The 21,425-nt window shown below is 65.3% G+C and carries 19 protein-coding genes and 1 pseudogene; 10 read left to right on the forward strand and 10 right to left on the reverse strand.

What is annotated here, in order from left to right; all coding sequences use genetic code 11:
* Positions 1–493 precede the first annotated feature (493 nt).
* Complete coding sequence (locus tag AC628_RS26875; RefSeq protein WP_050422247.1) at positions 494–991, forward strand: invasion associated locus B family protein; 498 nt, start codon at positions 494–496, stop codon at positions 989–991.
* 141 nt (positions 992–1,132) lie between these two features.
* Here AC628_RS26875 and AC628_RS26880 read toward each other — a convergent pair whose 3' ends face one another.
* Genes AC628_RS26880 through AC628_RS26890 form a run of 3 tightly spaced genes read right to left on the reverse strand, consistent with a single transcriptional unit; the run spans position 1,133 to position 2,683 of the window.
* Positions 1,133–1,726: a TlpA family protein disulfide reductase gene (locus AC628_RS26880; protein WP_074129833.1), complete on the reverse strand. Its 594-nt coding sequence runs from the start codon at positions 1,724–1,726 to the stop codon at positions 1,133–1,135.
* A 35-nt stretch (positions 1,727–1,761) separates the two neighbouring features.
* The gene (locus AC628_RS26885) at positions 1,762–2,280 is read right to left on the reverse strand and encodes a DsrE family protein (protein WP_074129811.1); all 519 of its coding nucleotides are present in this window, start codon (positions 2,278–2,280) and stop codon (positions 1,762–1,764) included.
* Positions 2,281–2,290: 10 nt separating this feature from the next.
* Positions 2,291–2,683, reverse strand: coding sequence for a DoxX family protein (locus tag AC628_RS26890; protein ID WP_074129812.1), 393 nt, complete (start codon positions 2,681–2,683; stop codon positions 2,291–2,293).
* Positions 2,684–2,818: 135 nt separating this feature from the next.
* On the opposite strand from AC628_RS26890, the gene AC628_RS26895 reads away from it, so the two are divergent.
* The 5 genes from AC628_RS26895 to AC628_RS26915 all read left to right on the forward strand — a co-directional run bounded on the left by AC628_RS26895 (position 2,819) and on the right by AC628_RS26915 (position 6,924).
* Positions 2,819–3,289: a winged helix-turn-helix transcriptional regulator gene (locus tag AC628_RS26895; RefSeq protein WP_083633158.1), complete on the forward strand. Its 471-nt coding sequence runs from the start codon at positions 2,819–2,821 to the stop codon at positions 3,287–3,289.
* A gap of 276 nt (positions 3,290–3,565) precedes the next feature.
* Positions 3,566–4,990, forward strand: a complete 1,425-nt coding sequence (tldD, locus tag AC628_RS26900; protein ID WP_074129813.1) for a metalloprotease TldD — start codon at positions 3,566–3,568, stop codon at positions 4,988–4,990.
* Positions 4,990–5,760 carry a signal peptidase I gene (gene lepB, locus AC628_RS26905; protein WP_074129814.1) on the forward strand — a complete coding sequence of 257 codons (771 nt, stop codon included), beginning with the start codon at positions 4,990–4,992 and terminating at the stop codon, positions 5,758–5,760. The genes tldD and lepB overlap by 1 nt, the downstream gene beginning before the upstream one ends.
* Positions 5,761–5,878: 118 nt before the next feature.
* The gene (locus AC628_RS26910) at positions 5,879–6,220 is read left to right on the forward strand and encodes an MmcQ/YjbR family DNA-binding protein (protein ID WP_074129835.1); all 342 of its coding nucleotides are present in this window, start codon (positions 5,879–5,881) and stop codon (positions 6,218–6,220) included.
* A gap of 137 nt (positions 6,221–6,357) precedes the next feature.
* Positions 6,358–6,924, forward strand: coding sequence for a nucleotidyltransferase family protein (locus tag AC628_RS26915; RefSeq protein WP_074129815.1), 567 nt, complete (start codon positions 6,358–6,360; stop codon positions 6,922–6,924).
* A gap of 219 nt (positions 6,925–7,143) precedes the next feature.
* Here the strand turns inward: AC628_RS26915 and AC628_RS26920 are convergent, their stop codons facing one another.
* The 3 genes from AC628_RS26920 to AC628_RS26930 all read right to left on the reverse strand — a co-directional run bounded on the left by AC628_RS26920 (position 7,144) and on the right by AC628_RS26930 (position 9,842).
* On the reverse strand, positions 7,144–7,698 hold the full coding sequence (locus tag AC628_RS26920) for a PAN domain-containing protein (RefSeq protein WP_074129816.1): 555 nt from the start codon (positions 7,696–7,698) through the stop codon (positions 7,144–7,146).
* Positions 7,699–7,841: 143 nt separating this feature from the next.
* Positions 7,842–9,212, reverse strand: coding sequence for a glutamate--cysteine ligase (locus AC628_RS26925; RefSeq protein WP_074129817.1), 1,371 nt, complete (start codon positions 9,210–9,212; stop codon positions 7,842–7,844).
* 93 nt (positions 9,213–9,305) lie between these two features.
* The gene (locus tag AC628_RS26930) at positions 9,306–9,842 is read right to left on the reverse strand and encodes a MarR family winged helix-turn-helix transcriptional regulator (RefSeq protein WP_074129818.1); all 537 of its coding nucleotides are present in this window, start codon (positions 9,840–9,842) and stop codon (positions 9,306–9,308) included.
* Between the two features lie 130 nt (positions 9,843–9,972).
* On the opposite strand from AC628_RS26930, the gene gstA reads away from it, so the two are divergent.
* On the forward strand, positions 9,973–10,590 hold the full coding sequence (gstA, locus tag AC628_RS26935) for a glutathione transferase GstA (protein ID WP_074129819.1): 618 nt from the start codon (positions 9,973–9,975) through the stop codon (positions 10,588–10,590).
* A 290-nt stretch (positions 10,591–10,880) separates the two neighbouring features.
* The gene (locus tag AC628_RS26940; protein ID WP_245321327.1) at positions 10,881–11,132 is read left to right on the forward strand and encodes a hypothetical protein; all 252 of its coding nucleotides are present in this window, start codon (positions 10,881–10,883) and stop codon (positions 11,130–11,132) included.
* A 467-nt stretch (positions 11,133–11,599) separates the two neighbouring features.
* Here the strand turns inward: AC628_RS26940 and AC628_RS26945 are convergent, their stop codons facing one another.
* The 4 genes from AC628_RS26945 to AC628_RS26960 all read right to left on the reverse strand — a co-directional run bounded on the left by AC628_RS26945 (position 11,600) and on the right by AC628_RS26960 (position 17,759).
* Positions 11,600–13,813, reverse strand: coding sequence for a 3-hydroxyacyl-CoA dehydrogenase NAD-binding domain-containing protein (locus tag AC628_RS26945; RefSeq protein WP_074129821.1), 2,214 nt, complete (start codon positions 13,811–13,813; stop codon positions 11,600–11,602).
* Between the two features lie 165 nt (positions 13,814–13,978).
* Positions 13,979–15,187: an acetyl-CoA C-acetyltransferase gene (locus AC628_RS26950; RefSeq protein WP_074129822.1), complete on the reverse strand. Its 1,209-nt coding sequence runs from the start codon at positions 15,185–15,187 to the stop codon at positions 13,979–13,981.
* A gap of 137 nt (positions 15,188–15,324) precedes the next feature.
* Positions 15,325–17,112, reverse strand: coding sequence for an acyl-CoA dehydrogenase C-terminal domain-containing protein (locus AC628_RS26955; RefSeq protein WP_074129823.1), 1,788 nt, complete (start codon positions 17,110–17,112; stop codon positions 15,325–15,327).
* 239 nt (positions 17,113–17,351) lie between these two features.
* Positions 17,352–17,759, reverse strand: coding sequence for a nuclear transport factor 2 family protein (locus AC628_RS26960; RefSeq protein WP_074129824.1), 408 nt, complete (start codon positions 17,757–17,759; stop codon positions 17,352–17,354).
* Between the two features lie 163 nt (positions 17,760–17,922).
* Between AC628_RS26960 and AC628_RS26965 the strand changes: the two genes are divergently transcribed.
* Positions 17,923–18,510: a PadR family transcriptional regulator gene (locus AC628_RS26965; protein ID WP_074129825.1), complete on the forward strand. Its 588-nt coding sequence runs from the start codon at positions 17,923–17,925 to the stop codon at positions 18,508–18,510.
* 273 nt (positions 18,511–18,783) lie between these two features.
* Positions 18,784–21,425: pseudogene (locus AC628_RS26970) on the forward strand (hypothetical protein); the annotation flags it as partial.

The raw sequence follows: 21,425 nt of genomic DNA on the forward strand, positions 1-21,425 counted from the left end.
GGGAGCCAGATCGCTAGAACGCGTCGAAATCCAGCCTCTCAAACCATAATTCTCAGGCGCTCGCAATGCAGTAGTGGGGCCGAAAGCCATGCGCCCGCGATGAAGCTGCCGCTTGCGATTTTTCCCGCAAAATCAAGCGAAAGTCGCCGAAACGTCGCCGCATGCAGTTGACAGGGGGATTGCCGGATGTACCCACAGACGGGATAGCCCACAGGAACCTGATTCGCTGCGGGCTGCCCCAATCCGGCGCGGGAATGGCTTCAAGATCGCCTTCAAGGCGCCGTCATTGCGGTATCAGTCGACGGGCGAGCACGATCCGAAACAGGGACAGCCGGTTTCCGAAAAGATCATGCTCAAACAAAGAGATGAGATCACGATGCGATTTTTGAGGGCGCATCCTGATCGGGCGTGTTAGCGGCGGCCGGGCGGACGGCCGGTCCGACCGAACATCAAAGGATCGACCCGGATGGGCGCTTCGAACATTCGTTTGACGATGGCCTGCTGGCTCGGCGGCCTCGTGATTCTGGCCTCTTCTCTCGGCCTCACCCAGACAGCGAACGCGCAGGGCGCGGTGCGCTCGGTCCATGGCGACTGGCAGATCCGCTGCGACACCCCGCCCGGCGCCCAGGCTGAGCAATGCGCACTGATCCAGAGCGTGGTAGCCGAAGACCGCTCCAACGCCGGCCTGACCGTGATCGTGCTGAAGACTGCCGACCAGAAGAGCCGCCTGATGCGCGTGGTCGCCCCGCTCGGCGTGCTGCTGCCCTCCGGCCTTGGCCTTAAACTCGACAATCAGGACGTCGGCCGCGCCGGCTTCGTGAGATGCCTGCCCAATGGCTGCGTCGCCGAGGTCGTGATGGACGACAAGCTGCTCGGCCAGCTCAAAAACGCCAAGACCGCGACGTTCATCATCTTCGAGACCCCGGAAGAAGGTATCGGCTTTCCGCTCAGCCTGAACGGCCTGGCGGAGGGCTATGACAAATTGCCCTAGGCCAACGAGCATCCCAGAAGGCGTAGCCCGGATGAAGCGAAGCGAAATCCGGGAAAAATCTCTCCGGCGGTTGATGTCGGTCCCGGATTGCACTGCGCTCCATCCGGGCTACACAAGCTGCGCTGATCGACGCCAAGCGAGTCACCGCCCTCCGCCCGCATAATAATCGAACAACGCGCTCGCGTCGGCGGACAACCAGTCCGCCTCACCCGTCAAGTAGCCCTCGACCTTTCCGGTGACGCCGATCAGGAACGAGATCGGCATGCCGTAGAGCGCGAACGGCGTCTCGACCTCGGCATCGTCGACGCGCGAGACCAGACCGCCAGGATCGAAGCCGATCGTCAGGTGACGCAGCTTGAGCTGCTTGACGTAGGGCGGCACCAGCGCACGGTTGCGGTCGGTGCTGACAGCGATGACCGCAAGGTCGCTGCGGCCGCTGGCGGCGAGGCGATCCAGCATCGGCAGCTCGGTCCGGCACGCCGCGCACCAGGTGGCCCAGAAGTTCACCAGCATCAGCCTGCCCTTGAACGCGGCGAGATCGACCGCGCCGCCGGCCAGCGCCGGGATCGCCACCGGCGGGACTGGATAAGCGCCTTGAACCAGCGTGAACTGATGCCGGATGGTGCCGAATTGCGGCGGTCCCGACGCGGCCCGCGCCGGCATCGCGAGCGCAGCGCCCGCGCCGATCATGCCGGCGACGACGGCGCGGCGTGTGGGCGCGCGAACGACAGTCATGTCAGGTTCTCCGCTTGGCTTGATGGCTGCATCGCTCACGACCGGATGTAGGACCAGCCGGCTTCCTGCAATTCGATGATGTGTCCGGGCCCGTTCGGCACCAGGTCGACATTGTCGAGCAGGACCAGCGGATGGCCCTCGGCGCGCTCCATGCCGAGCTTGGTGGCCTCGCAGACCACGAAGCGGATGCCGGGCGTGAGCCCGCGCACCACCCGCAACAGATCCTTCACCGGCGAGGTGTCGGCGCGCAGCATGTGGACGCCGGCATTGTAGGCGACGACCTCGATCTCGAACGGCTCGTTGCGCTCCCGGTAATATTTCGGGAGGTTGAGCGCGGTCGAGATCAGCGCCCGCATCGTGGTCGGGTCGTCGCTGTTGATCGGCAGCACCACATGATGCACGCGCGGCTCGGGCTGCTTTGAGCCGAGGTTTTTGGGCTCCGGTTTGGAGACCGCCGCGACCGAGCCGGCGAGCAGCAAGGTCACGGCGAATGGCACCGCGAATGCGAGCACAAGCCCCACAGCGAGCGTCAGGATGCGGCGAGAGGGGCGCATCGCTGCGACCTCACGGCGCGGTCGCAAGCAGCGCGAACTGGCTGCGCTTGGCGTAGGCGACGATCGCGCTCAGCGTCAGCAGCACGAGCGCTGGGACCGGCGAGCCGCCGATCACGAACAGATGGCTGATAGTCGCGCCGACCATGATGCAGCTCAGCAGCACGCCGCCGAACGCTGCGACCGGCGGCAGCAGGATCAGGACCGCGCCGATGAGCTCCAGCGATCCGGTGAAATAGCGGAACCACTGGCCGAGCCCGATATGCTCGAATTCCTCGACCAGCATCGGCACGCCGTAGAGCTTGGCGGCGCCCGCGGCGGCGAAGGCGAGCGCAAGCAATCCCCTGACGACCCAGAGACTGACGGACTTCCAGCGCGACGGCGCCGCGGCAACAGCAACTGACATTGATGACTCCCCAATTGTTCGAATCGACCGGACCGCGCGGCCACCTGACCGATCGGCGGCAAGCCCACGGCTTTCGATGGGCTAAATTCGGGAGTAAGATGAAAAGAACAAGTAGGATCATTTTTGTGAGGTAGTATGAAAAAGCAGACTATTGAGCCTGCCGAGCCTCCGGCGGCGGCGTCCGAGCCGTGTAATGGCGACCTGTCGGCGCAATTTCATCGCGCGCTGTCGGTGCTGGCCGGGAAATGGAAGGGCGACATCCTATGGCAATTGGTCGAGCGCAAGCGGCGGTTCGGCGAATTGCGGCAGTCGATCCCCGGCGTGACCCAGCACATGCTGACCACCCAGCTGCGCGATCTCGAGGCCAATGGCCTGGTCAAGCGCACGGTCTATCCCGAGGTGCCGCCGCGGGTTGAGTATGAGATGACGCCATCGGCCAAGGCGCTCAAGCCGGTGTTCGACGAGCTCTACCGCTGGGCGCAGGAGCACGGTTTTCCGACCTCGGCGCAGGGCGCGGCCGGCAAGGCCGCACAGCCACCGTCGCAGCCGGGCGATGCAGCCGGGCCGGAAAGCCAGCCACGGAAGGCCGGCCGGCGCGCCGGCTGATGACGACAAGGTGAGGATCCTGAGGGGCTGCCGTGACCGATGTCACTGTCGCAGGCACTCCCGGTTTGCCACCCCAAACACTATGTTTGGCAATCGTCGTCCGGGCCTGGAACCGGGCCGGCACAGGTTTCCGGGTTGTAAGATGAGTTTTCCGCTCGTCTCTGCTTCAATCGGTGGAATCCCTGCTTCCGCGTTCCGCACTGGCAATCAGCTGCGCTTCAGGCAAGGATGACGAGGAATCGCCCAAGGAATCGCCAAGACTGCGTCGGAGTGACCATGACCAATCCCGCCACGACCTCCCTGCTCGACCGCGCCAATCTGGACCGCGATGCCGTCCGCCGCGAGGTGGCCCGCGGCCTTGAAGGCGCCGATGACGGCGAGCTGTTCCTGGAGTTCGGGCAGACCGAGGCGCTGGTGTTCGACAACGGCCGGCTCAAGCAGGCGACCTATGACACCTCGCAGGGCTTTGGCCTGCGCGCCGTCAAGGACGACGCGGTCGGCTATGCGCATTCCTCCGACGTCTCGATCCCGGCGCTGATCCGCGCCGCGGATGCGGTCGCTGCCGTGCGCGGCGGCTATGCCGGCACGTTTGCCGCGGCGCCGGCCCACACCAATGTCAGACTCTATGGCGACGAGAATCCGCTGGACGGGCCCGCGTTCGAGGCAAAGGTCAAACTGCTCGGCGAGATCGACGCCTATGTCAGGGACAAGGACCCGCGGGTGCGGCAGGTTTCGGCCAGCCTCACCGCGACGTGGCAGGTGGTGGAGATTTTGCGACCCGACGGCGAGAGCTATCGCGACATTCGCCCGCTGGTGCGCGTCAATATTTCCGTGGTCGCAGGTCAAGGCGACCGGCAGGAGAGCGGCAGCAAGGGCTATGGCGGCCGCGAGGGCTATGCCCGCTTCATCGAGACCAAGGCCTGGCGCGACGCCGCCGACGGCGCCCTGCGCGAGGCGCTGGTCAATCTCGAATCGGTCCCTGCGCCGGCCGGCGAGATGGACGTGGTGCTTGGCGCAGGTTGGCCCGGCGTGATGCTGCATGAAGCCGTCGGCCATGGGCTCGAGGGCGACTTCAACCGCAAGCAGACCTCGGCCTTTGCAGGATTGATGGGCCAGCAGGTCGCGGCCAAGGGCGTCACCGTGGTCGACGACGGCACCATGGCCTCGCGCCGTGGCTCGCTCTCGATCGACGACGAGGGCACGCCGACCAACCGCACCGTGCTGATCGAGGACGGCATCCTGGTCGGCTACATGCAGGACCGCCAGAATGCCCGGCTGATGGGCATGAAGCCGACCGGCAACGGACGGCGGCAGAGCTATGCCCATGTGCCGATGCCGCGCATGACCAACACCTACATGCTGTCCGGCGACCGCGACCCGGCCGAGATCATCGCCTCGGTGAAGAACGGCATGTATGCCGCCAATTTCGGCGGCGGCCAGGTCGACATCACCTCGGGCAAATACGTGTTCCAGTGCACCGAGGCCTACAAGATCGAGAACGGCAAGCTCGGCGCGCCGCTGAAGGGCGCCATGCTGATCGGCAACGGACCGACCGATCTCCACAGGATCACCATGATCGGCAACGATCTTGAGCTGGATACGGGAATCGGCACTTGCGGCAAGAACGGCCAGGGCGTGCCGGTCGGCGTCGGCCAGCCGACGCTCAGGATGGAACGGATTACGGTCGGAGGAACGGGCTAGTGAGCAGCGGAAACGAAGTCGTGGCGGCGAAGCCGACCAGCTGGCGCGGACAGGCCGTGCAACTGGCCGCGATCGTGGCCGTCGTGTTCCTCGCCAAGGGCGCGATCGCCGAGCCGTTCTATGTGCCGTCGGGCTCGATGGAGCCGACGCTGCTGATCGGCGATGCGCTGGTCGCCTCGAAATTTCCCTATGGCTACGGCGCGGCGTCGCTGCCGATCCAGATCACGCTGCCGGAAACCGGCCGGGTGTTCGGCGAGACGCCGAAGCGCGGCGACGTCGTCGTGTTCCGTTGGCCGGGCGACCGCTCGCAGGCCTGGGTCAAGCGCGTGGTCGGGCTGCCCGGCGATCGCATCCAGATGCGGCAGGGCCAGCTCTTCATCAACGATCATCCGGCGGCGCTGAAGCCCGACGGCACCGGCTTTGCCGAGGACGATCGCGGCGGCGGCGAGGATGCCAATCGCTATATCGAGACGCTGCCGAACGGCGTCAGCCATGCGATCTTCAAGATCCGCGACAACGGCCGGCTCGACAACACGCCCGAGGTCACCGTGCCGGCGGGCAAACTGTTCGTGCTCGGCGATAACAGGGACAATTCCGCCGACAGCCGCGTGCCGGTGCGCGACGGCGGCGTCGGCCTGCTGCCGATCGACAATCTGATCGGCCGCGCCGACGCGGTGGTCGGCTCCTGGGACATGGGCATCCGCAGCCAGCCGGTTTGGACCTGGCTGTCCGGCTTCCGCCTCGCGCGCTTCTTCACCTCGGTGCAGTGAGTTGATGTAGGCGCGTAGCCCGGATGGAGCGCAGCGCAATCCGGGATCTCCCACGCGGCACGATCTCCCGGATTTCGCTTCGCTCCATCCGGGCTACATTGTTTGTGGGACGATGGCCGTGACCTTCGACGACATCAGGCACATCGCGCTGGCGTGGCCGGAGGTCGAGGACGGCACGTCCTACGGCACACCGGCGCTGAAGGTGCGCAAGAAGATGCTGGTGCGGCTCAAGGAGGACGGCGACAGCCTGGTGATGCCGGGCGTGCCACCGGACGAGCGCGACATGCTGGTCGAGAGCCAGCCGAAGACTTTCTATTTCACCGATCACTACCGCGATTATCCGACCGTGCTGATCCGGCTGTCGAAGGCCAAGCGCGCAACCGTCGAGCCGCTGCTGCGCCGGCACTGGCGCACGCTGGCCTCGAAGAAGGCGGTCAGGGATTACGACGCGATCGGGTAATGGTTTCTCGTCATTGCGAGCGCAGCGAAGCAATCCGTGTCACGGCATAGCGGATCGATGGATTGCTTCGTCGCTTCGCTCCCGTGCGCAAACGCTGCGCGTTTGTCGCAGGCAATGACGGGGAGAGACCTGGAAATATGACACGGGACCAATTCCTCACGGCGGCGCTGCGCAACCCGGTCAATCCAGCGATCACAGACGAGCTTGACCGCCTCGGCTTGCCCGATGCCTGGCTGGTGGCCGGCTGCCTGGTGCAGAGCGTGTGGAACGTGCTGACGAAGCGGCCGTTCGATCACGGCATCAACGACTACGACGTCTTCTACTTCGATCCGGATACGTCGTGGGAGGCCGAGGACGCTGTCATCCGCGACCTCACGGCGCGCCTCAGCCATCTCGGCGTCGCGATCGAGGTCCGCAACCAGGCCCGCGTCCATCTCTGGTATCCCGGCAAGCACGGCGTGCCCTACCCTGCGCTGTCATGTTCGACCGACGGCATCGATCGCTTCCTCAGCGCGAACGTGCAGGTCGGCATCCGCCGCGGCGCTGGCGGCTACGATGTGTATGCGCCAAGCGGCTTTGACGATGTCGCCGGCATGATCGTGCGGCCGAACCGGACCGCGAATTTTTCCGTGGCGAATTACATGAAGAAGGTAGCGCGCTGGCAAGCGCTGTGGCCGGAGATCACGGTGCTGGCGGCGGAGTGAATCCGGGCTGCATCCGCATACGAGATGCCGCCTCTCCCCTTGTGGGAGAGGCCGGAACGCATGAAGCGAAGCGAAATGCGATCCGGGTGAGTCGCGGTCTATCGAGGGACTTCGACTTGCCGAGAGACCGCAACCCCTCACCCGGATTGCATCTGGCGATGCAATCCGACCTCTCCCACAAGGGGAGAGGTGGAGCGGTGCATGCGGAGAGATGCCTGGCTACCGCACCACGCCCGAGGTGAACCCCGCCTTGCGGCGCGGCGGCTTGATCTCTTTCTTCAGGAAGCAACGCGCGTCGCGGCCGGCATAGCCGGGGCGGGCGTAGGTCCAGGCGCGGCACTTGTTGTCGGCGGTGCAGGCGGCCTGGCAGGCCTCGTCGCCGTCGCTGCTCTTCAATTCGAAATTCTTGTAGTCGCCGCCGAGACGGTCGATCGAGGTTTCGATGGCGCCGTTGCGCGGCTCGACCACACCCGCGCCACGCACCCCGGAGACGCAGCAATTGTCCTGCACCCGCGGCGGCACGGTGTTCTTCAGCCAGCACACCGCGCCGTTGTTGGCATCGGTCGGATAGTTGAAGCTCCAGGCGCGGCAGCGGCGGTCGCGCTCGCAGGTCAGCGCGCAATCGGCGGGATCGCCCGTCGTCACCGGCGCGTTCAGATAGTCGCCGCCGGGACGGTCGAAATTGGTTTGCGCCAATGCCGGGCGCGTGACGGCAACGGCCGACAAGGCCGCGAACATCACCACACACGCCCTAAAGAGGCGGCCTATCCCCATGAGATTGCTTTCAAATTCGCACAGCCCCGCGCATCCCGCGGGGCGTCATTTGAACGCCATGAACCTGTACGGCTGATGAACGGCGAGGCAGCGGCAGGTACGACAACACCGCCGTCCGCACGCGTTCGGGGCCCGGGCCGGGATTAGAAGGCGTACTCCTGATAGGCCGGTTCCACCGAACCGTTCCAGGGCCCGTTGAACTTCTCCAGCATCTCCTCTGCCGGCGAACGGCCGGTCTCGATGATGCGCTCGAGCGGTTCGAGGAAGCGGCTCTCGTCGCGGCCGAGATGGTCGATCCGGCCGCGCCGGCGCAATCCGGCATGCGAAAGGACCAGGCACTCCTTGGCGATCTCGAACAGATAGCGATCCTTGATCCGCGCCTTGAAGCCGAAACGCGGCACGTCATCGCGCAACGCCTGCCGCTCCGGCGCGGTCCAGTGCCGGACGATGTCCCAGGCGGCATCGAGGCTGTCATTGTCGTAGAGCAGCCCGACCCAGAACGCCGGCAGCGCCGGCAGCCGGCCCCACGGCACGCCATCGGCGCCGCGCATTTCGAGGTAACGCTTCAGCCGCACCTCGGGGAAGATCGTCGAGAGGTGGTTGGCCCAATCCGACAAAGTCGGGCGCTCGCCGGGGAGGATCTTGTTCTTGCCGGCGAAGAAATCGCGGAACGACGAGCCGGAGACGTCGATATATTCCTCGCCGCGCTTGACGAAATACATCGGCACGTCGAGCGCGTAATCGACATAGCGCTCGAAGCCCATGCCGTCCTCGAACGCGAACGGGATCATGCCGCTGCGCGCATTGTCGGTGTCGCGCCAGATCTCGGAGCGGAACGACAGGAAGCCGTTCGGCTTGCCCTCGGTGAACGGCGAGTTGGCGAACAGAGCGGTCGCGATCGGCTGCAAGGCCAGCGACACCCGCAGCTTCTTCACCATGTCGGCTTCGGAGGAGAAGTCGAGATTGGTCTGCACCGTGCAAGTCCGGAACATCATGTCGAGGCCGTATTTGCCGACCTTCGGCATGTAGTTGCGCATGATCTTGTAGCGCCCCTTCGGCATCACGGGGATCTGCGCGCGCGACCAGGACGGCGTCATGCCAAGGCCGAGGAAGCCGATGCCGAGCGGGGTCGCGATCTCCCGCACCTGCGCCAGATGCGCCATCAATTCCGACTGCGTCTGGTGCACGGTCTCGACCGGCGCGCCCGACAATTCGAACTGCCCGCCCGGCTCGAGCGAAATCGCGCCGCCGCCGGTGACGTCATAGAGCCCGATGATGTTGCCGCGCTCCATGATCGGCTCCCAGCCGAGCAGGAGCTTCATGCCTTCGAGCAGCGCGCCGATGCCCTTGGCGCCCTCATAGGGCACGGGGTGACGGCCCTCGAGCGTGAACGGGGTCTTCTCGTGCTCGGTGCCGATCCGGAATTCGGACTCGGGCTTCACGCCGGCTTCAATCCACGCCACGAGTTCGTCGCGCGACTGCAGCGGCGTCATGTCGATCTGGTCACGCGCCATAGAAAATCCAACTCAAGGGCGCTTCGATCGAAGGCGCGCGGTGGCAGGGACATCCGCTGGCCGCAACGGCCACGGATGATGGGATCAGGAATATCATCGGGCGGGCACGCCGTCTCGCGCGGGCGCGGCCTTGGTATCGCTCTTTGCATCGGTCTTCGTGTCGCCCTTGGCGTCGCTTTTGGCGTCGCCGCAGGAGCAGCCGAGACGGTCAAGCAGACCGCACAGCCGTTCGGCGTCGGCGTCGGACAATTTCGACCCGACATGCTTGTCGATCGCGGCCGAATAGGCGCTCCACATCTTCTTCTGCAGCTCGCGCCCGGCCTCGGTGATCTCGACGAACTGGCCGCGCTTGTCGATCTTGCATTCGCGCCGGGCGGCAAGCCCCTCGTCGACCAGCTTGTCGATCAGCCGCGAGGTCGAATATTGCGGGATCAGCATCTGGCGCTCCAGCTCGACCGGGCGCAGCTCGCCGGACGGCGCGCGCGACAGTTCGAGCAGGGCGTCATACCAGGCGAGCGGCGGAAAGCCGGCCTTCTTCAAATCCTGCTCGACGCAGTCCAGCACCCGGCTCGGCACCCGCATCAGGCGGATCCAGGCGGCCGTCGCCTCGCTCGATAGCTTGCGTTTCATCGTCTAGCCCATAAGGTCCCGGCACCGACTGTACCGCACTGAATGCATCTGCATCAATCTTGACTATTTCATGCAGGTGCATGTAGGCAATCCCTCTCCGGACGCCAAGAACAAGGGAAGGAATACCCCTATGAAGCTTTATTACTCCCCCGGTGCCTGCTCCCTCTCCCCCCACATCGCCCTGCTCGAGGCTGGCCTGCCCTATGACCTGGTCAAGGTCGATCTGCGCGCCAAGAAGCTCGAAAGCGGCGACGATTTCCTGCAAGTGAACCCCAAGGGCCAGGTGCCGGCGCTGGCGCTGGATTCCGGCGAGCTGGTCACCGAGGGGCCGATCATCATCCAGATGATCGCCGACAAGGCCGCCGACAAGAAGCTGGCGCCCGCGAGGGACTCCAACGAGCGCTACAAGCTGCTCGAATGGCTGAACTACATCACGACCGAGTTGCACAAGAATCTCGGCCCGATGTTCTCGCCCGTGCTCGCCGACGACGCCAAGGCGTTCTTCAAGGACCGCGCCATGGGCAAGTTCAAATATGTCGACAGCCAGCTCGCCGGACGCGAGTACCTGATGGGCAACCAGTTCACGGTCGCCGACGGCTACCTCTTCACCATGATCATGTGGGCGCAAGATCGGCTCGGCTTCGATCTCTCCGGCCTGCCGAACGTGACGGCCTACAAGGCCCGCGTCGCGGCGCGCCCGAAGGTGCAGGAAGCGCTGAAGAAGGAAGGCCTGCTGAAGGCGGCCTGAGTTCGCGCGTCACGATCGCGAAAGAGCCGGATCGTCGGATCCGGCTCTTTTTGTTGTGACCGACGGCTTCTTCTCAGCAATTGGAGGTGGAACAGATCAAATTTAATCCGCATTATACCGGTTAAGACTAAGTCGGCGTACTTCCGGCTGAAGGCGTAGCTGTCCTTGTTCGTGCGATCCAACTGACCGACTATGACCTGCGGCGCGCCCTCCGCTCCAACTGGTCTGAAAATGTGACGATCGTCTCCACGCTTTTATTGACCAGCACGCTCGTCGGGCTGGCAACCAGTTTGTACTTTCGGGTTTGGACATTGATGCTGGTGTCGCCGCTGGTCGCGGTGCTCGCGGCAATCGTGCTCCAGTCCGATGGCTTTGCGTTTGCGACCGGCGCTCCGATCGTCGTCGCCTGCCTCGCATTCAACCAGATCGCCTATCTCGCCGGCGCTTTGCTGTCGCCGGACAATGACGGCTCAATGGCGGAAGAAATCGACGGCGTTCCACGCCGCGGCCGCGAGCACAAGATCAACGGCCAGAACGAGTAGCGCCAGGCCGGTCCATGACGGCCCCTTGCCCCGCAAGCGCAGCAAATTCCGACGTCGTGGCGGCAGAAGCGGGATGGATGGCTTCGCCGCTGTCTCAGCGGCACCTTCCTTGAGTACAACACGCATTGCACGACACCCCAGCCTGATCGTCGCCTTGCCGATCGTCTAGACGATCAACCAGCAAGAGTGATGCCAGCAGCATGGTGCCAGTTGGGAACAAGCGTGGCGGGACTTTGACCGCCATGACCGTCACGCAACAGGATCAAGTCGGATCGATGACCGACTTGATCCTCTACTTCACCTCGCCCGCGTGCGGGGAGAGGTCGGAACGCATCATTAGATGCGTTCCGGGTGAGGGGGAGTCTCCGCGAACACAGCTATCACCGAATATGCGAAGACCGCCCCTCACCCCAACCCTCTCCCCGTAAGAACGGGGCGAGGGAGCGCAGCGCCGCCGCTGACGGCGCTTAGGCCGCCTGTTTCTTCGGCGGGAAGCGGCCGTAGAAGGTTTCGCCTTTGGCCGCCATCTCCTCGAGCAGCTTCGGCGGCGTGAAGCGCGAGCCGTATTTCTTCTCGAAGCTGTGGCAGAGTTCGACGAACTTCTTCGTGCCCATGAAGTCGATGTAGGACAGCGCACCGCCGGTGAACGGCGCGAAGCCGAAGCCGAGGATCGAGCCGACATCGGCCTCGCGTACGTCGGTGATGACGTGATCCTCGACGGTGCGTGCGGCTTCCACCGCCTGCACCACCAGGAAGCGCTGCTTCAATTCCTCGACGCTGAGCGTATCGGGATCGAGCTGCTTGGGCTGCAGATTGGCCAGCCCCGGCCACAGGCTCTTCTGGCCCTTGCCCTTCTCGGGATAATCGTAGAAGCCCTTGCCGTTCTTGCGGCCGTAGCGGCCCTGGTTCTCGACCATCTCGACCATCAGTTTCTTCTGCGCCTGGTCGATCGCGTTGGGGCCGAGATCGGCCTCGGTCGCCTTGGTGATCTTGAGGCCGAGATCGAGCGCGACCTCGTCCTGCAGCGACAGCGGGCCGACCGGCATGCCGGCCATCTTGGCGGTGTTCTCGATCATCGCCGGCGGCACGCCCTCGAGCAGCATCTCGTTGCCCTCGGAGATGTAGCGCATCACGCAGCGATTGGCGAAGAAGCCGCGGCTATCGTTCACCACGATCGGCGTCTTGCCGATCGCACGGACATAGTCGAGCGCGGTCGCCAGCGCGACGTCGCCGGTGTTCTTGCCGAGGATCATCTCTACCAGCATCATCTTCTCGACCGGCGAGAAGAAGTGGATGCCGATGAACTTGCCCTGGTCCTTGAACTCTTCGGCCAGCGAATTGATCGGCAGGGTCGAGGTGTTGGAGGCGAAGATCGCACCCGGCTTCAGCAGCGGCTGCGCCTTGGCATAAGTGTCCGCCTTGACGTTGCGGTCCTCGAACACCGCTTCGATGACGAGGTCGCAGTCCGCGATCACGTTGTAGTCCGATGTCGCCGAGATCCGCGCCAGGATGGCGTCAGCGGCGTCCTGCTTCATCCGGCCCTTGGCAATCAGGCCGTCGACCACGGTCTTGGCGTGGCCCTTGCCCTTGTCGGCGCTCTCCTGGTCGCGATCGACCAGCACGACGTCGATGCCGGCCTGCGCCGAGACGTAGCCGACGCTAGCGCCCATGAAGCCGGCGCCGATCACGGCGAGCTTCTTGACCTTGGTCGGCGGCACGCCCGCCGGGCGGCGCGCGCCCTTGTTCAGCTCCTGCATCGACAGGAACAGCGAGCGGATCATCGCCGCCGCCTCCTTCGAGCGCAGCACCTTGGTGAAGTAGCGCGACTCGACCCGCAGCGCCGCGTCGATCGGCAGCTGCAGGCCTTCATAGACGCAACTCATGATGGCGCGCGCGGCCGGATAATTGTCGTAGGTCTCGCGGCGATAGATCGCGTTGCCGGCCGGGAACATCTGCATGCCCATCTTGGAGAAGACGGGGCCGCCGGGCAGCTTGAAACCCTTCTCGTCCCACGGCGCGACCGCCTTGCCGCCACCCTTGATCCAGTCCTTGGCGGTCTTGATCAAATCGGCTGCGGGCACCACGGCGTGAATCAGGTTGAGCGCCTTGGCGCGCGTGAGATTGACCGCCTCGCCCTTGAGCAGCAATTGCATCGCATCCGCCGGCTGCACGAGACGCGGCACGCGCTGGGTGCCGCCGGCGCCTGGAAACAGGCCGACCTTGATCTCGGGCAGGCCGAGCCGGGTCTTCGGGTTCTCGGCTGCAACGCGGTAGTGGCAGGCCAGCGTGATCTCGAAGCCGCCACCGAGCGCGAGGCCGTTGATCGCCGCGACCCACGGCTTGCCCGAGGTCTCGATCGCGCGGAACGCCAGCGACATCTGGCGGCTCTGCTCGAACAGCATCTGGTTCGCGGCTTCCTCGCCCTTCTCCTTGAAGAGCTGGGCGTAGCTGCGGTTCATGCCCTCGAGCATCGAGAGGTCGGCGCCGGCGCAGAACGCCTCCTTCGCCGAGGTGATCACGACGCCCTTGATCGCGGCATCGGCGGTGGTCTGCTTGATGATCTCGCCGATCTCTTGGGTGGAGACCTCGTCGAACACGTTCATCGAACGGCCCGGGATGTCCCAGGTGACGAGCGCAATGCCGTCGGCGTCAACGTCGAACTTGAAATTCTTGTAAGCCATGTTGCGGTTCCCAATCTCTCCGTCATCCCCGCGCAAAGGCTTTGCCTTTGTCGCTGGAGGTGGCCTCGCTCTTGCGAGGCCCTCGAAGGATGACCCGGTAAATCTATCCATCCTTCGAGGCTCGGGCTGTTGCCCTCGCACCTCAGGATGACGCGGCCTTCTCGGTTACAGGCGCTCGATGATGGTGGCGGTGCCCATGCCGCCGCCGATGCACAGCGTGACGAGCGCCGTTTCCTTGTTGGTGCGCTCGAGCTCGTCGAGCACGGTGCCGAGGATCATCGCCCCGGTCGCCCCTAACGGATGGCCGAGCGCGATCGCGCCGCCGTTGACGTTGATCTTGGCGTTGTCGATGTCGAACGCCTGGATGTAGCGCAGCACCACCGAGGCGAACGCCTCGTTGAGCTCGAACAAATCGATGTCCGACTTCTTCATGCCGGAGCGCGCGAACAGTTTTTCGGTGACGTCGACCGGGCCGGTCAGCATCATCGCGGGCTCCGAGCCGATATTGGCGAAGGCGCGGATCTTCGCACGCGGCTTCAGGCCATGTTTCGCACCCGCTTCCTTGCTGCCGAGCAGCACGGCGCCGGCGCCATCGACGATGCCGGAGGAGTTGCCGGCGTGGTGCACGTAGTTGACCTTCTCGACCTCGGGATGCGACTGGATCGCCACCGCGTCGAAGCCGGCCATCGCCGCCATCGCAGCGAATGACGGCTGCAACTGCGCCAGCGACTGCATTGTCGTGGTCGGGCGCATGTGCTCGTCCTTGGCGAGGATGGTCAGGCCGTTGACGTCCTTGACCGGCACCACCGACTTGTTGAAACGGCCTTCGTCCCAGGCCTTAGCCGCGCGCTGCTGGCTCTGCACCGCGTAGGCGTCGACGTCATCGCGCGAGAAGCCGTATTTGGTCGCGATCAGATCGGCCGAGATGCCCTGCGGCATGAAATAGGCCGGCACCGCCATCGACGGATCCATCGGCCAGGCGCCGCCGGAGGCGCCGATGCCGACGCGGCTCATCGATTCCGCACCGCCGCCGATCACGAGCTCATGCTGGCCGCTCATGATCTGGGCCGCGGCGAAGTTCACGGCATCGAGGCCGGAGGCGCAGAAGCGGCTGATCTGCACGCCCGGCACCTTCTCGCCGAGGCCGGCGTTCAGCGCGGCGAAGCGCGCGATGTCGCTTCCGGCCTCGCCGACCGGATCGACCACGCCGAGCACGACGTCGTCGACGGAGTCTTCGGGAAGATTGTTGCGCTCTTTCAGCGACTTCAGCGGCACCGTGGCGAGCGCCAGCGCGGTGACCTCGTGCAGCGCGCCGTCGGCCTTGCCGCGGCCGCGCGGGGTACGAACGTGATCGTAGATGTATGCCTCAGGCATGACGCCCTCCTTGATATGAGGATCATAATATATACGGAAGGAAGCGCCGCCGCAGCGGCGCGGCGGTAATTTTCAAGGCTTTCTTGTTTGGCACGTTTTCTTCACGCGAACCGGTATCCACTTCGCCGGAAAACGCTTCAGAACGCTTCCGCAGCCAGTTCCATCGTGGTGGCGCTGCCGCTCTGGATCCGGGCCAGATGCACGGCAGTCTCCGGCAGCAGCCTCTCCATGAAGAAGCGGCCGGTCACGAGCTTGGTGTTGAGGTACGGCGTCGTGCCGGCGGCGGCCTTGTCCTGCGCCACCTTGGCCATCTTCGCCCACATGTAGCCGAGTGCGACGAGACCGAACAATTTCATGTAGTCGGTCGCGGCGGCGCCGGCATTGTCGGGTTTGGTCAGCGCGTTCTGCATCAGCCATCCGGTGGCCTGCTGCAGATGGCCGAGCGCGGTGGAGAGGGGGGTGATGAACGGCTTCATCGCCTCGTCAGCGCCATGCTCCTTGGCAAAGGCCGTGACCTCGCCGAAGAACGCGATCGCGGCGCGGCCGCCGTCGCGCGGCAGCTTGCGTCCGACCAGGTCGAGCGCCTGGATGCCGTTGGCGCCCTCATAGATCATCGCGATGCGCGCATCGCGCACGAACTGCTCCATGCCGTGCTCGGCGATATAGCCGTGGCCGCCGAACATCTGCTGCGCCGAGACCGTGTTGGCGAACCCGGTGTCGGTCAGGACGCCCTTCAGCACGGGCGTCATCAGGCCCATGTGATCGTCTGCGGCCTGGCGGTCCTTCGGATCATTGGAGCGGTGCGCGACGTCGCTCTTCAGCGCGGTCCACACCACCATGGCGCGCGCCGCCTCGTTGAAGGCGCGGATGGTGAGCAGCGTGCGGCGCACGTCGGGATGCACGATGATCGGATCGGCCGGCTTGTCGGCAGCCTTGGCGCCGGTCAGCGAACGGCCCTGCAGCCGCTCCCGCGCATAGGCGACCGCGTTCTGATAGGCGACTTCGGACTGCGCTAGGCCCTGCACGGCGACGCCGAGGCGAGCCTCGTTCATCATCACGAACATGCCCTGCATGCCCTTGTTCTCTTCGCCGATCAGCCAGCCGGTGGCGTTGTCGTAGTTCATCACACAGGTGGAATTGCCGTGGATGCCCATCTTGTGCTCGATCGAGCCGCAGGTGACGCCGTTGCGCTGGCCGAGCGAGCCGTCGGCGTTGACCAGCACCTTCGGCACGACGAACAGCGAGACGCCCTTGATGCCGGCCGGCGCGCCTTCGATGCGCGCCAGCACGAGATGGATGATGTTGTCGGCAAGGTCGTGCTCACCGGCGGAGATGAAGATCTTGGTGCCCGTGATCTTGAAGCTGCCGTCCGGCTGGCGCACCGCCTTGGTACGAAGCAGGCCGAGATCGGTGCCGCATTGCGGCTCGGTCAGGTTCATGGTGCCGGTCCACTCGCCGGCGACCATCTTCGGCACGTAGGTCTTCTTCTGCTCCGGGGTACCGTGCACCAGCAGTGCCGCGGTCGCGCCCATGGTCAGGCCGCCATACATCGAGAACGCCATGTTGGCGGAGATCTGGAATTCGTTGACCGCCTGCGACAGCGTCACCGGCAGGCCCTGGCCGCCAAATTCGGTCGGCGCCGAGAGGCCGAGCCAGCCGCCTTCGGCGACCTGCTTGAAAGCGTCCTTGAATCCCTTCGGCGTGGTGACGCTGCCGTCGTCATTACGCTTGCAGCCTTCGAGATCGCCGGTGCGATTGAGCGGCTGCAGCACCTCCTCGCTGAGCTTGGCGGCCTCGCCGAGGATCGCCTCGCGCACATCGGCCGACGCATCGGTGAAGCCGGGAAGATTGCCGTAGCGATCGATCTGGAAAACGTCGTTGAGCAGGAAGCTGACGTCTTCGACGGGGGCTTTGTAGGTCGGCATGCTGATCTCCCGGCTGGCTCGCGGCCGCATGTGCGACCTATGCTGCGCAGCGTGTCCTTGGGTTTGTTGGAGCGGACCTTATCCGGTTCGGAGGGTCCGCGGCAGGTCCTAGCGAGACGAAAGCGCGATGAGATTGGGTCGGCTCGTTATCGCGCTTTAGCCCTTTGTTTGAGCATGATCTTTTCGGAAAACCGCTTCGCACTTTGCGCTAACGCGGCCCTTCGGGTCCGGATCATGCTTTACGATTGCGACGTTGCGCCGCTCTGCTTCATCAACTCCTCGCCCATCATCCGATGCAGCAGGTTGATCGCCTTGAGCGGACGCACCATCACCTTGAAATGCGTGATCCGGCCGTCACCGTCGAACGTGATGATGTCGACGCCGTTGAGCTTGATGCCGTCGATCTCGTTCTCGAACTCGAGCACCGCGCCGGTGTCGTTCTTCCATTCGCCCAAATATTTGAAGGTCGGGCCGCCGAGCACCTTGGCGGCGCTGGTGAGATATTTGAAGGTGATGTCGCGGCCGCGCTGCGGCGTGTGCACGACCGGACTTTCGAACACCGCGTCGGGATGCAGCAGATCCCACAAAGCGGCGGTGTCGTGGGACTTCATGTAGGCGTACCACTTGTCGAGGCCCGGCTTGCTCATTCGGACGTCTCCTGCGGCGGGGTTGTAAGAAGCCTGAACATCGGCCGCGCGCGACATGGCGGCACGCCGATCACCATATGCATATTGACGCATATGCACAGTAGCGCATAAAGTCAAGCGAACTTCGGAATGGCGAACTCGGGAACTGAGATGGAGGTGGGCGTTGGCACTCGGTGACGCAATCCTCGCCTGCCTCACGGAACGTCCGATGACGGGCTATGAGCTCGCCAAGACGTTCGACGCCTCGATCGGCTTCTTCTGGAAGGCCGACCATCAGCAGATCTACCGGGAGCTCTCCCGGCTGCGCGACAAGGGCCATGTCCAGGGCCGCGAGGTGGTGCAATCCGGCAAGCCCAACAAGCTGGTCTACACGCTGACGGCCGAGGGCCGCGCGGCGTTGAAGCATTGGGCGGCGCGGCCGAGCGTTCCGCCCTCGATCAAGGACGATCTTCTGGTCCGGCTCTACGCGCTCGACTGCGTCGACATCGAGCCGCTGCGCACCGACCTGATGGCGCGGCTGGAGCATCACCGCGATCGCTATGAGCGTTACGAGCGCCTGCTCAACAAGCGCTTTCCCGACGGCACCGCGCCGCCGGCCGACGTCGGCAAGATGCTCAGCCTGCGGCTTGGGATGCGCCATGAGCGCATGGTGGTGGAGTGGTGCGAGGAGGCGCTCGACGCGCTGTCGGCGATGTCCGGCCGCAGCAATGTGCTGGCGCTCGACGACGGCAAGCGCGAAGGCAACGGCTAGAAACAATCGCGGCGTTGCTGGCGTGTCGTCGGGCGTGGCGGAATCCGCGTTGCCTGAAAACGATAGGCCTGTCCTGATCCGGCGCAACAGGTTCCCGGATTCCCTAACTTTAAGGCCCGCCAGCTGCATTCCTTAACCCGTTATTTACCGTGACGGGAAAAAGTCAGCAGCTGAAGCAGACGACCAGCGCAGAATTCGATTGTCTCTTAACGGGAATGCGCGGGGAGGCTGCGGGCGCAGAGTATGGCGCCGGAGTCGGGACCGGACGGAATCATGAATTCGCGCGTATCGTGGAGTGTTGACGGCATCGATCCCTCCGTCCGCGACAGGGCCGAAGCGGCTGCGCGTCGCGCCGGCATGTCGCTGAACGACTGGCTCAATTCCACCGTCGGTGAACCGAGCCCGCCGGATTGGCGCATGGAGCAGCGGCAGCCGATGCCGAGCCGGGAAAGCCGCGAAGTCGCTGACATCCATCAGCGGCTCGACGCGATCACCCGCCAGATCGAGCAGATTGCAAAACCGTTGACGCGCGCCGAAGCCGTGCGTGCCGAAGTGCCGCGCGGCCAGCCCGCGGTCGCACGGCAGCTCAACGACGCGATCTCGCGCCTCGATGCGCGGCTGTCGCAGATCTCGCGGCCACAGCCGGCGCGCGAGCCGCAGCCCCAACCGCAGCCGATGCGTGAAGCGCAGATGCAGCGGGAGCCGCAAATGCAGGACCGGCAACTAGAGGAGAGGCTGCGCCAGGCCGAGGCGGTCGAGCGCGCCGCAGCGCAGGTCTACCGCCCCTCGCCACCGCTGAGCCCAGCGTCGTTCGATTCCGCGATCGCGGAAATCGCCGCGCGCCAGAATGAGCTCGATGGGCCCGCGCCCCGGCAGATGCCACAGCGCAGTGCGCCGCCGGTGCAGCAATCTGCGCCGCCGATGGCCGCTTACGCGCCGCCGCCCGCGGCGCCGGCCGGGCCGGACTTCTCCTCGCTCGAGCGTCATCTGCTCAAGATCACGAGCCAGATCGAGGCGCTGCAGCGGCCCGACCATATCGAGCAGTCGATCGCGTCGTTCCGCGGCGAGCTGGCGGAAATCCGTCAGGCCATCACCGAGGCGATGCCGCGCCGGGCGATCGAGTCGATCGAGAACGAGATCCGCTCGCTGCATCACCGGATCGACGAGATCCGTCAGGACAGCAACAACGGCCAGGGCCAGGCGATTGCCGGCATCGAACGCGCGCTGTCGGACATCCGCGAGGCGCTGCGCACACTGACGCCCGCCGAGCAGCTCACCGGCTACGACGAGGCGATCCGCAATCTCGGCGCCAAGCTCGACATGATCCTGCGCGCCAACGACGATCCGTCGACGGTGCATCAGCTCGAGAGCGCGATCGCGGCGCTGCGCGCCATCGTCTCCAATGTCGCCTCCAACGACGCGCTGCTGCAGCTCTCCGGGGACGTGCATGCGCTGGCGGCGAAGGTCGACCAGCTGTCGCAGATGTCGCGCGGGGATTCCTACGGCGACGCTTTCGCGGGGATCGAGCAACGCATTGCGGCACTGGCCTCGTCGCTGGAAGGTCGCGAGCGGCCGGCCGGCTATGACAATACCGACGCCATCGAGGGCGCCCTGCGCTCGCTGTCGGAGCGGATCGACCGCCTGCAGGTCGGCAACGACAGCTCGTCGGCATTCACCCATCTCGAACAGCGCGTCTCCTACCTGCTCGAGCGCCTGGAGTCCGCCGACCAGCGCTCCGGCAATCTCGGCCGGGTCGAGGAAGGGCTGCATGACATCATGCGGCACCTCGAGGCGCAGCACGCCCATATCGCCTCGCTCGCCGACGCCACCCGCAACAGCGTCAACTCATCAGCGCCGCAGCCGATGATGGACAGCGGCATCGTCGATTTGGTGAAGCGCGAGCTGTCCGACATCCGCTTCAGCCAGTCGGAGACCGATCGCCGCACCCAGGATTCGCTGGAGACCGTTCACAACACGCTCGGCCACGTCGTCGATCGGCTGGCGATGATCGAGAACGATCTGCGCACGGTGCGCACCGCGCCGCCGCCGGCCCCGCCTGCCCCCGCACCGGCCGAACTGCGGATGGACGCACCGCGGATGGAGATGCCGCGCGCGGCGATGCAGCCGATCGCGCAGCCCCAGCCTGAATCCTACAAGGCTGAATCGTATCGGCCCGAATTGCCCAATCCTGCGCTGGCGCAGGAGCACTTCATGTCCGCGCCGCGCGAATTCCATGCCGCCCAGCCGGTCGAGGCCGCGCCGCCGCCGCTGCCGCCGCGCGCGATCAGCGAGATCCTCGAGCCGCATGCTGCGTCCGCACGCGCTGCGCTGGCACCTGAACTGCCGCCGGATCATCCGCTCGAGCCGGGCACGCGCCCGTCGGGCCGGGTGTCGTCGCCATCGGAGCGGATCGCGGATTCCGAGCGCGCGATCTCTGATCTTCCTGCCGGCAAGAAGGAGCCGGTCTCGACGTCGAGCTTCATCGCCGCCGCCCGCCGCGCAGCGCAGGCCGCCGCCGCACAACCCGTCAACGAGAAGGCGGCGCGCGCAGCGAGCAAGGCCGCCGCCAAGGCCAAGGAGAAGGCCGACAAGGCCGCGAAGGCTGCTGCCGTCAAGTCCGGCGCCAAGGCCGGCGCAGCCGCGACCGGCGCGCCCGAGGCCCAGCCCTCGACCATCACCTCCAAGATCCGCTCGCTGCTGGTCGGCGCGAGCGTGGTCGTGATCCTGCTCTCCACCGCCAAGATGGCGATGAACCTGCTCGACACCAGTTCCGCCCCACAAGTGCCGGCGATCGAGCACAGCGAGCCCGCGGCACCCGCCGCGCAGCCGCCTGCCGAGAACTCCATCGCGCCCGCCCCCGCACCGGCCGCGCCGTCTAGCACGCCSGGCGYCGATGACCTCGCCGACCCCGCTCG

This window comes from Bradyrhizobium sp. NAS96.2 (assembly GCF_001908235.1).
Classification (GTDB): domain Bacteria; phylum Pseudomonadota; class Alphaproteobacteria; order Rhizobiales; family Xanthobacteraceae; genus Bradyrhizobium.

Coding starts and splice junctions, on each gene's coding strand:
- AC628_RS26875 (WP_050422247.1), top strand. CDS start 494: ATGGCCTGCTGGCTCGGCGGCCTCGTGATTCTGGCCTCTTCTCTCGGC.
- AC628_RS26880 (WP_074129833.1), bottom strand. CDS start 1,726: ATGACTGTCGTTCGCGCGCCCACACGCCGCGCCGTCGTCGCCGGCATG.
- AC628_RS26885 (WP_074129811.1), bottom strand. CDS start 2,280: ATGCGCCCCTCTCGCCGCATCCTGACGCTCGCTGTGGGGCTTGTGCTC.
- AC628_RS26890 (WP_074129812.1), bottom strand. CDS start 2,683: ATGTCAGTTGCTGTTGCCGCGGCGCCGTCGCGCTGGAAGTCCGTCAGT.
- AC628_RS26895 (WP_083633158.1), top strand. CDS start 2,819: ATGAAAAAGCAGACTATTGAGCCTGCCGAGCCTCCGGCGGCGGCGTCC.
- tldD (WP_074129813.1), top strand. CDS start 3,566: ATGACCAATCCCGCCACGACCTCCCTGCTCGACCGCGCCAATCTGGAC.
- AC628_RS26915 (WP_074129815.1), top strand. CDS start 6,358: ATGACACGGGACCAATTCCTCACGGCGGCGCTGCGCAACCCGGTCAAT.
- AC628_RS26920 (WP_074129816.1), bottom strand. CDS start 7,698: ATGGGGATAGGCCGCCTCTTTAGGGCGTGTGTGGTGATGTTCGCGGCC.
- AC628_RS26925 (WP_074129817.1), bottom strand. CDS start 9,212: ATGGCGCGTGACCAGATCGACATGACGCCGCTGCAGTCGCGCGACGAA.
- AC628_RS26930 (WP_074129818.1), bottom strand. CDS start 9,842: ATGAAACGCAAGCTATCGAGCGAGGCGACGGCCGCCTGGATCCGCCTG.
- gstA (WP_074129819.1), top strand. CDS start 9,973: ATGAAGCTTTATTACTCCCCCGGTGCCTGCTCCCTCTCCCCCCACATC.
- AC628_RS26945 (WP_074129821.1), bottom strand. CDS start 13,813: ATGGCTTACAAGAATTTCAAGTTCGACGTTGACGCCGACGGCATTGCG.
- AC628_RS26950 (WP_074129822.1), bottom strand. CDS start 15,187: ATGCCTGAGGCATACATCTACGATCACGTTCGTACCCCGCGCGGCCGC.
- AC628_RS26955 (WP_074129823.1), bottom strand. CDS start 17,112: ATGCCGACCTACAAAGCCCCCGTCGAAGACGTCAGCTTCCTGCTCAAC.
- AC628_RS26960 (WP_074129824.1), bottom strand. CDS start 17,759: ATGAGCAAGCCGGGCCTCGACAAGTGGTACGCCTACATGAAGTCCCAC.